This window comes from Aeromonas sp. QDB25, from assembly GCF_027707725.1.
In the GTDB taxonomy this organism is placed as follows: domain Bacteria; phylum Pseudomonadota; class Gammaproteobacteria; order Enterobacterales; family Aeromonadaceae; genus Aeromonas; species Aeromonas caviae.
In genome coordinates this window covers 116,730-124,976 of record NZ_JAPCIZ010000004.1, presented here as the reverse complement: position 1 = coordinate 124,976, position 8,247 = coordinate 116,730, and the positions used below count along the sequence as shown (strand labels likewise).

The 8,247-nt window shown below is 57.2% G+C and carries 8 protein-coding genes; 1 reads left to right on the top strand and 7 read right to left on the bottom strand.

The window, feature by feature from the left end; all coding sequences use genetic code 11:
- Positions 1 to 106 precede the first annotated feature (106 nt).
- The 7 genes from PG883_RS02745 to PG883_RS02715 all read right to left on the bottom strand — a co-directional run bounded on the left by PG883_RS02745 (position 107) and on the right by PG883_RS02715 (position 6,796).
- A complete protein-coding gene (locus PG883_RS02745) occupies positions 107 to 238 on the bottom strand; it encodes a hypothetical protein (protein ID WP_270806935.1) in 132 nt (43 codons plus the stop codon).
- A 9-nt stretch (positions 239 to 247) separates the two neighbouring features.
- Complete coding sequence (locus PG883_RS02740; RefSeq protein ID WP_042048485.1) at positions 248 to 838, bottom strand: hypothetical protein; 591 nt, start codon at positions 836 to 838, stop codon at positions 248 to 250.
- Positions 835 to 2,127, bottom strand: a complete 1,293-nt coding sequence (locus PG883_RS02735) for an AAA family ATPase (protein ID WP_042048484.1) — start codon at positions 2,125 to 2,127, stop codon at positions 835 to 837. Before PG883_RS02735 ends, PG883_RS02740 begins: the two co-directional genes overlap by 4 nt.
- Positions 2,128 to 2,268: 141 nt before the next feature.
- A complete protein-coding gene (locus PG883_RS02730; RefSeq protein WP_042048482.1) occupies positions 2,269 to 2,523 on the bottom strand; it encodes a hypothetical protein in 255 nt (84 codons plus the stop codon).
- 74 nt (positions 2,524 to 2,597) lie between these two features.
- Positions 2,598 to 3,641 carry a DUF4917 family protein gene (locus tag PG883_RS02725; protein ID WP_198133200.1) on the bottom strand — a complete coding sequence of 348 codons (1,044 nt, stop codon included), beginning with the start codon at positions 3,639 to 3,641 and terminating at the stop codon, positions 2,598 to 2,600.
- 4 nt (positions 3,642 to 3,645) lie between these two features.
- Positions 3,646 to 4,944: a restriction endonuclease subunit S gene (locus PG883_RS02720; RefSeq protein WP_042048479.1), complete on the bottom strand. Its 1,299-nt coding sequence runs from the start codon at positions 4,942 to 4,944 to the stop codon at positions 3,646 to 3,648.
- Positions 4,934 to 6,796: a class I SAM-dependent DNA methyltransferase gene (locus tag PG883_RS02715; protein WP_270806934.1), complete on the bottom strand. Its 1,863-nt coding sequence runs from the start codon at positions 6,794 to 6,796 to the stop codon at positions 4,934 to 4,936. Before PG883_RS02715 ends, PG883_RS02720 begins: the two co-directional genes overlap by 11 nt.
- 286 nt (positions 6,797 to 7,082) lie before the next feature.
- Here PG883_RS02715 and PG883_RS02710 point away from each other — a divergent pair, with 286 nt between their 5' ends.
- Positions 7,083 to 8,180 carry a hypothetical protein gene (locus tag PG883_RS02710; RefSeq protein WP_270806933.1) on the top strand — a complete coding sequence of 366 codons (1,098 nt, stop codon included), beginning with the start codon at positions 7,083 to 7,085 and terminating at the stop codon, positions 8,178 to 8,180.
- Positions 8,181 to 8,247: the final 67 nt, after the last annotated feature.

Here is an 8,247-nt window from a genome sequence, read left to right as displayed (position 1 = left end):
TGGCGATGATCTGTGCATCGCTAAAGCGTGATGTTTTCATGTAGAACCTCCTGCGTTCAAGATACGAGAAAATTCTACTTATGAGCACCTCAGTTTTTCGGGGGGATTACCCGTCGTAGCCGCAGACGGTGCGATAACCCACCTCGGCCAGCCACCCCATCACCTCTTGTTCTAGTTGGTCTTCGGTCATCGTTCGTTGGCTCTGTCTTGTAATGGGGAGTCTGAGATCGGGCTCCATGGCGGCCACTTACACCGCGATCTGCTTTTCCACCGCCATCGCGATCAGAGGGGCTACCTCATGCAGGCCCTCCAGCGTCAGTTTGCCTGCCTGATACATCTGATACCAAGCTCGGCGTTGCCGCAGTACCCGTTCATCATCGCGCAGATGCAAGCGGATCAGGGTCTGCTCTGCTAACCCGTGCAATGGCTCGGGCACCCGCTCCGGCACCAGTACCAGTTGCAGTGAGGGCAACAGCACCTCAAACCACCCTGAACGCACATCCAGCGGGTCAAGAATTCCTACCGCTTTGTTTTTGCTGCTATTGATCCAACCAGCCGCAAACCGGTAATTGGCCCATTCATAGGCCAGGGATTCGTCGGCATCGATAGGTAGGAAGTGATCCACCGTACCCACCGGCTCATACATGGCACCATAGGCACACAGTTGACGAAATCCATCGGCCAGCTGCGGTTTGAACGGACTCCAGTAATCTCGGGGACGCTGACCGGGCTTGCGATCCGCCTTGGGATTAGCCTGTAACCATTGCTGCCCTGTCTGGCGGCACCTCGCGTCAAACTCGGCGGGCTCGGTCAGCCTCGTCTTGTCGATCTCGATCATGCGCCGCCCTTCGGTTTGCTACCGGGGATCTGCTGTGTCTCAACCAGCCAGCGCGGCCAGAAATCATCGTGCCCGGCCAGTACCCGCAGCAGCTCCTTATGGATGGCCGCCTGGGTCTTGAGATTGCTGGGCAGGGGCGACTTGTCGCCTCGCATCCAGGCTTCCGCCGCCTCAATGGCTCGCTCGGCATCGATAGATCGTGCCTGGCGCAGACCGAAGGCATCGGATACCAGCCAGTTCACCACATCACCCTGCTTGGCCCAGAGCTCCTTCGTCACTTTGGCCTGTCCACCGTCCAACTGGATGTTGAACACGGCATCCTTGTCTACATCAAACTCCGGCTCTACCGACGCCAGCACCAAGGGGGAATGGGTCGCCACGATCAACTGCACCGGCACCTTCTTACCGGTCAGAGCCTGCATCACCCTCAGCAGTGCAGGCACGACCCGCCGCTGCCATTGCGGATGCAGGTGACACTCTATTTCATCGACCAGAAAGATGATCTCCTTGGCCTGCTTGCGACCAGTCTGCTCACAAGCCAACTGATGCTCGCGCCAGGTCCAGACCAACAGATAGGCCAGTGCCGCGATGCGCCGCATGCCAGCCGAGGCGTGCACCAAGGCCACGTCTTGGCCATAGGGCATGCGCAGGGAGGGGTAGTCCTTGACGTCCAGACCGAGGCGAACCGGCTGCCCCGGCACAAGTTGCTCGTCGTCCGAGGCAGACAGCGCCTCCAGCACCTTGCAGAGGTCGGCAAAGGCTGGATCCTGCCCCTTCTGCCACAGCACCCAATCGTGGATGAGACCATTGCAATAACGAATGCCACCTGGCCCTTCCAGTCCGTTCCACACCTGTTCCGGCGTAAAGTTGAAAGCTCGTGCCCGCTCGGCGCTCTCCTCTTTTCCATCGCCCTGCCAGTAGTTGCGTGCCGGATCCCAGGCCGAAAAGCTGCCATCAACCCCGGCATAGATCACCACCCCCGGAATAGCGGGACGCCCCTGCTTGGTGGGCCACAGCTGCTCACTGCGCTTGAAACTGCTGGTTTCGGCAAAATCGCCCGGTGTGGACTTGCTGTAGGCGTAGCTAATGGTGCTCTTCGCCTTGCCCTTGGGGGGGATTACCGCGATACCCCGTGCCCAAGTGCGGGTCAGCGTCCACCAGGCGATATCGAGCAGGAAGCTCTTGCCCAGGCCATTATCGCCGGTGATAAAGTTGAGCCTTGGGGCAAAGTCGACCGGTCCGAAGGTATCGGCGGGGCCGACCCCGGTGAGTGATAGGCTTTTCAGCATATTTGGCCTCTATCAGAACAGTGGCCCGGCATCACCGAACCAATAAATAGAAAATAACCGGGTAGTGCCAGACCAAATTTGCTTTGGTGGTCACCTCGGCCACAAGGAATGACTGTGGCCAGGCTCAAGAGTGTTTGATATTTAGCTAGCAACGAGCACTCCAACTAGAAACAGCCTCATCTCTTCAGGCGCCATCTGCTTATCTAGAGACTGCTCTCTGAGCTTGTTGAAGAATTCTCGCACGGCAGGATCGCCCGCTGGGGTGATGGTATCAAGCCACTGACCAACTACGTGTCGCATCAGATCCACCGATTGTTGAGATTGCACCAACGTATATGCCGTTAGTGCTTCTTCTGCTTGCCGTACAAGCTCAATCTTCAGGTTATTGGATTGCATCGCTCAGCTCCTTTTGTGCGTTAGAGAGCCTCAGTTGACCCGAAATCAGACGGGGTAGCAAGGTTGTGTTTCTTTTAGCCAGCATGATTCCAACACCCTGCGCTTGCTGCATCAAAAAACTCTACACTCTCGATACCTGCGTACTCTTTAAGCATTTTTCTCATCTGTGATATTTCAGACTTAATCTCGTCTTCAGTCTTGTTACCAACAAACACAGACACTGCGGCACGGGGGCATTTTGATAACGCCAGTTGATGAAGGATATGAGTATCCTGTTTGCCTATGCTCCAGCCATAAATAGTGATGCTATCTTTGGGGCTAGGTAATGCCTGCTGAAACACGTGTGACAGATATTGAGATTTGCTGATAGCGGCTACCTTTTCTGTCGCCGAGCCCTCACACACAAACAGAGGTTGACCATCATTTTTACGCCAGCGTTTGGTTATGCTGTTCAACAGACCATCGCTGTCGGCAACCAGCTTACTTTCTTCGCTGCCCTTGGTTTGGTACAGGGCTAGATTACCATGGGGATAAAACACCTTAGTCATCCCCTGTTCAGGCTCAACAGAAAGCTGAGTATTGAAAAATAGTTTTTGAAGTTTCTTGGATGACAAGTGCAGATTCTTAGACACAAACCCATCGTTAAAACGCCTGTTATTTACTTGATTATTGCCGAGTAACGCCCAGTAGATGATCAAGTCGTAGTTGAGGCTGAATACTGTCGAAAAACCCGCCATAAACCTGCCAATTTGCACGAGCCCTTGTTTATCACATATGACCTTGTCTGGATGAATTCCTTTTACTGTATTGATAAGTGCGCGTCGCACGTCTGTATATGCCTTGCGAACTTTCTGACTCTCGATTTTGGCAAGCTCAAATTTTTGATTAATAAAGTCAGCCTGCCACAAGCGATATAACACCCCTTCAAAATCACGGCTATCTTTGGTGAATTGCTCAAATACCTGCTGTGCGGCAACGCTGATAAGCCCGTGAGCACAACCATACTCATACAAGCTGTTATAACGAAAATGGGGCTCTACAGCGACACTGCCACCATTCCCAACGATCAGCGTGTCACTGTAATCAGCATGTAACTCCCGCCATTCCTTTAGATCCACCAATTCAGCTTACCTCCTCTACCATGGCCTCTACCTCTGGCAGCCGCAGTTGGCCTGAGATTAGGCGGGGCAGCAGGGTGTCGCGCAGAGTGGCGAGGGTTTGGGCTTGTTGATGATTGGCCGCAACCTTATTGAAGATTGGTTGGGCAACTTCATGGAACGCGCACAGCACGTCACCATCAGGCACCACACATGACAAGCCGCTTACTACCTCAGATCGCACTGCCGGGTAGGCACCGCCATCGGCCACATGCGCCAGATGGTCGATGCTGTTGTCAGACGTCGCCGCCAGAAAAACAAATTCAGTGTTGCGATCATGCCGTGGTCGAAGCACTGCGAAACCAGTGCTACCCGTGAGGTTGGCGCTAGCGTTGCTGATGAAGGCAAAGGAGCGGTTTCCGGGCCGTACAGTGCCGACGATAGTGTCGCCATCTCGAAGAACCCGCCGGGCGCGGCTCGGTGCTTCTTCAAAACTGAACTCAGTCACCTCTGCGATCACGTTGTCCTTGGTATTGGCCAAATCGACATAGCGCACCGATTCTGGATGTGTTCTGGAAGTCCAGGACTCAGGGTTCAGGTCGGACAAGTCTGCCAACGTGCCAACCCGCCACCCCTTTGGCACTATGCCGAGCTCGGACTCTTCGAAGCTGGCGGGGAACAGGGCTGCAACCTCGGGAGAAAGACCGGCGGGCTCCTCGCCAAGGGCGCGGGCATGGACCGGGTCGAAGTCGACAAACCACGACTTGAACAGCGCCTGGGCGATGGCTTCCAGCGTGGCGTTGGTCTCGCGCAGCAAGGCTATGCGGTCGTCGAGCATCCTGGCGATACCGCCTATTTGGATCTGCTCGCTGTCTGAAAGCTTAGGAATTACGACTGAACCGATACCCGCAGCACTGATGTTTGCTTGGGCACTTCCCGCTGATGCCCCCTCAATGAGGTTGTCGAAACCTGGAAGTGAAACAACCGCATAAACAAAATCATCAAATAGATGTCCTTTCTTCGCAGAGATCCTTGCCACTCGTTGATTAAGGTATGCAGGTTCAGTAAGACGAAACCGGCCTGCCTTTCCGACTGTAGCCCCCGTCATGGCCATTAGGATGTCACCATCTAACAGCTCAAACCGTTCAAGCCCTTTTAGCTTATCGGGAGCGATGCGATCCACGTTTGCCAGCGAAACACTAGGCGGCTGAATGTTTGCTATTTTGACAACAGCCACCCCTGTATCTGAAAAGTCCGCGCTCTTGAATGCAAAGCCTCCCTGTACCTCTGCGATATCCGAGAGTTTGCAGGTATCAGAACTCATATCCCAGCCCCCCCAGCTTCTGGCGAATGACCTGATCCAGTTCTGCGCCCTTGCTCATCTGCTCGCCCAGCTTCTCCGTGAGCTTCTGCATCTTGTCGGCAAAGGCTTCATCGTCCTCCTCCACCTCCTCGGCACCGACGTAACGGCCCGGTGTGAGCACATGACCGTGCTCGGCGATCTCTGCCAGGGTCACGCTGCGGCAGAAGCCCGGCACATCCTCGTAAACCAGTTCGGTCTCGCCGTCTGACTTCCAGGCGTGGAAGGTATCGGCAATCTTGGCGATGGTGGCCGCATCCAGCTCGCACTGCACCCGACTCACCATGGTGCCGAGCTTGCGGGCGTCGATAAATAGCACCTCGCCGGGGCGGCTGCGCTTGCTCTTGGCGAGGAACCAGAGGCTGGCGGGGATCTGGGTGTTGAAGAACAGCTGGCCCGGCAGGGCTACCATGCACTCCACCACGTCCGCCTCCACCATGCGGGCGCGGATCTCCCCTTCGCCGCTCTGGCTCGAGCTCATGGAGCCGTTGGCCAGCACGATACCGGCGCGGCCACCGGGCTTGAGGTGATAGAGCATGTGTTGCAACCAGGCGTAGTTGGCGTTGCCTGCGGGCGGGGTGCCATAGACCCAGCGCGGGTCGCCATCGAGGCTGCCGTGCCACCAGTCGCTGATGTTGAACGGCGGGTTGGCCAGCACGAAGTCGGCGCGCAGATCAGGGTGCTGGTTGCGGGTGAAGGTGTCACCGGGTTCCTTGCCGAGGTTGTAGTCCATGCCGCGAATGGCGAGGTTCATGGCCGCCAGGCGCCAGGTGGTGGGGTTGGACTCCTGGCCGTAGATGGAGACATCCCCCAGCTTGCCGCCGTGGGACTCGATGAACCGCTCGGACTGCACGAACATGCCGCCCGAGCCGCAGCAGGGGTCGTAGACCTGGCCATGGTGCGGGGCGAGCACCGCCACCAGGGTCTGCACGATGCTGGCGGGGGTATAGAACTGGCCGCCCTTCTTGCCCTCGGTGTTGGCGAACTCGCCGAGGAAGTACTCGTACACCTGGCCCAGCACGTCGCGGGCGGCGCCCGGCTCGTCGCCGAAGCCGATGGTGGAGACCAGGTCCACCAGCTCGCCGAGCTTGCCATCGGGCAGCTGGGCGCGTGCGAAGCGCTTGTCGAGGATGCCCTTGAGGCGGGGGTTCTCCTGCTCGATCAACACCAGCGCGTCGTCGATGCGCTTGCCAATGTCGGCCTGCTTGGCACTCGCCCGCAGCGCCTCCCAGCGCCCCCCTTCGGGCACCCAAAACACGTTGACCTCGCGGTAGTAGTCGCGCTCTTCCAGCTCCTCGGCCAGAAACTCGGCATCGGCGTCGTGCAGGTAGTAATCGTCGCTCTCGTCGGTGAAGCGGCGCTCAAGCTCTGTCCGGCGCGCCTGGAAGGTGTCGGAGACGTACTTGATGAAGATGAGGCCCAGCACGATGTGCTTGTACTCGGCGGCGTCCATGTTGGCGCGCAGCTTGTCGGCCGAGGCCCAGAGGGTGCGCTTGATGCCGTCGATACCGCTCTCGGCCGGGGCGGCCTCTTTGGCTTGCTTGGCTGGCTTGCTCTTGGCGGGCTTGGCCGCTGGCGCAGTACCATCCGCACTCACTGCAACGCCTTCGGCTCGTAGCACCGAGCCACCACGACCCCGTCCTTTGCGCAGCTTTCCAGCCTCTATCAGGGCGTCACGGGCCGCCGTGAACTGCTCTTCGGTCAGCTCACCGAACTGCCCCTTGAGTGTTTCCAGCAGGGACTGGTTGCCGATGCTGCTGCCATCCTCGGGGACGGCGGCCAGCAGGGCGGTGGAGAGTGTCTGGGGGTCGAACATGTGTTACTCCGGCAATGGCCGCGCCCGATGGGCACAGACAACGAAACAGGTGGACGGACGAAGCATAGAAGCGCACCGAAACGGCAACGTTGCGGCCCATCGCTAACAGGGTATCGAGTCTATACAAATGAACCTGATAGTAACATGGGGGTGAGTCACATCAGGGCATTACAGTAACAGGCTCGTACTGCGCACTCCGAACTGCTACTGGGCATTTGTAATGAGCCCAACAGTTGGTGCATGGTATCAACCTGCGACACAGGCTGCATGCTGATAGGTAAGAACCATGCAAGGAACCAAGATTCCCTTCGGTGAACGTGACGATGTTCTGCTGCGTGCCTTCGAGGTTGCAAACGGGCTCGCATGCAACTGTATCTGTCCTGGATGCCGGAAACCGTTGGTTGCCGCCAACGGGGGATTGAAGGTTATCCCTCACTTCCGGCATGCCCAAGCCGAAGATTGTTCCCGAGGCTATAAGGAAGGTGTGCGACGTGCAGCTGTCGCCCTGATTGCAACCCAGCAACGCCTTACACTCCCGGCCTACTACCACCAGATCAACGCCACGACCCACTCCGGATCCACCTTGCGAAGCGATGTCACCTTCCCCTCAGAGGTCATCCTCGCCGACAACGTTGTACGGTTCGTGGATCTCGGGGCGGTAAGGGCACATGCGGTGGTTACCAAGGCAGAACGTCAACTGCTGGTATGGATAAAGGTATCATCTCGTACCCAACACGAACGGCACCAGCGCCTTGCCAGCATTGGGGCCTCAGCGATAGAGATCGATCTCAGTCGACTGACACTTGAGCTGATCAATGACCCAGCAACATTCGAGTATGCGGCCCTATCCAATCCCGACAACAGATCCTGGATCCGTTCTCTGCGAGGGGAGAGGTTAGGGGAACGAGCAGCAGAGAAGATGGCCGCTGAAGTTGCAACCGACAATGCCCGATGGGAGCAGGAAAGGGCTCGCTATCGGGCACTGGAAGAGGCCCGACGAGCAGAACACGAGGCCAAGTTTGTAGCAGCCGCCAAAGCACTTGCGGCGCAAAGGAAGCTACAGTCGGCGGCTGTTGAGGCCCAACGTGCCATGAACCAAGATGCATGCCTGCAACGTTCAGAACTGCTCGTGAGTCAGGTACTTCGTGCGGCCCGTGAGTGGGGAGGCAACGCTGTCGAATGCACGGCATGTTACCTACTTAGCCCGCCAGATACACAATCCTGCCCCTACTGTGCAAGCAACGCCAGTCCGATGCCGCCATTCACGGTATCGACTGAGTATGCGGCTACGATCCACCATCGAATGCGCAGTTCACCCAAACCGAATCGGTCAGTGCAAGCAGCGCCGATCCTGCGAATCCAACCTGAGCTGCCTGATGACTAGTGTTGGCCAACTAATAACGTGAATAGACAGTTCCATAGCACTTTATGGCCAATCCAAGCACATAGAG

Bases quoted from the DNA above. Each gene is read 5' to 3' on its own strand.
- PG883_RS02710 (WP_270806933.1), top strand. From the start codon at position 7,083: ATGCAAGGAACCAAGATTCCCTTCGGTGAACGTGACGATGTTCTGCTG.
- PG883_RS02745 (WP_270806935.1), bottom strand. From the start codon at position 238: ATGGAGCCCGATCTCAGACTCCCCATTACAAGACAGAGCCAACGAACG.
- PG883_RS02730 (WP_042048482.1), bottom strand. From the start codon at position 2,523: ATGCAATCCAATAACCTGAAGATTGAGCTTGTACGGCAAGCAGAAGAA.
- PG883_RS02740 (WP_042048485.1), bottom strand. From the start codon at position 838: ATGATCGAGATCGACAAGACGAGGCTGACCGAGCCCGCCGAGTTTGAC.
- PG883_RS02720 (WP_042048479.1), bottom strand. From the start codon at position 4,944: ATGAGTTCTGATACCTGCAAACTCTCGGATATCGCAGAGGTACAGGGA.
- PG883_RS02735 (WP_042048484.1), bottom strand. From the start codon at position 2,127: ATGCTGAAAAGCCTATCACTCACCGGGGTCGGCCCCGCCGATACCTTC.
- PG883_RS02715 (WP_270806934.1), bottom strand. From the start codon at position 6,796: ATGTTCGACCCCCAGACACTCTCCACCGCCCTGCTGGCCGCCGTCCCC.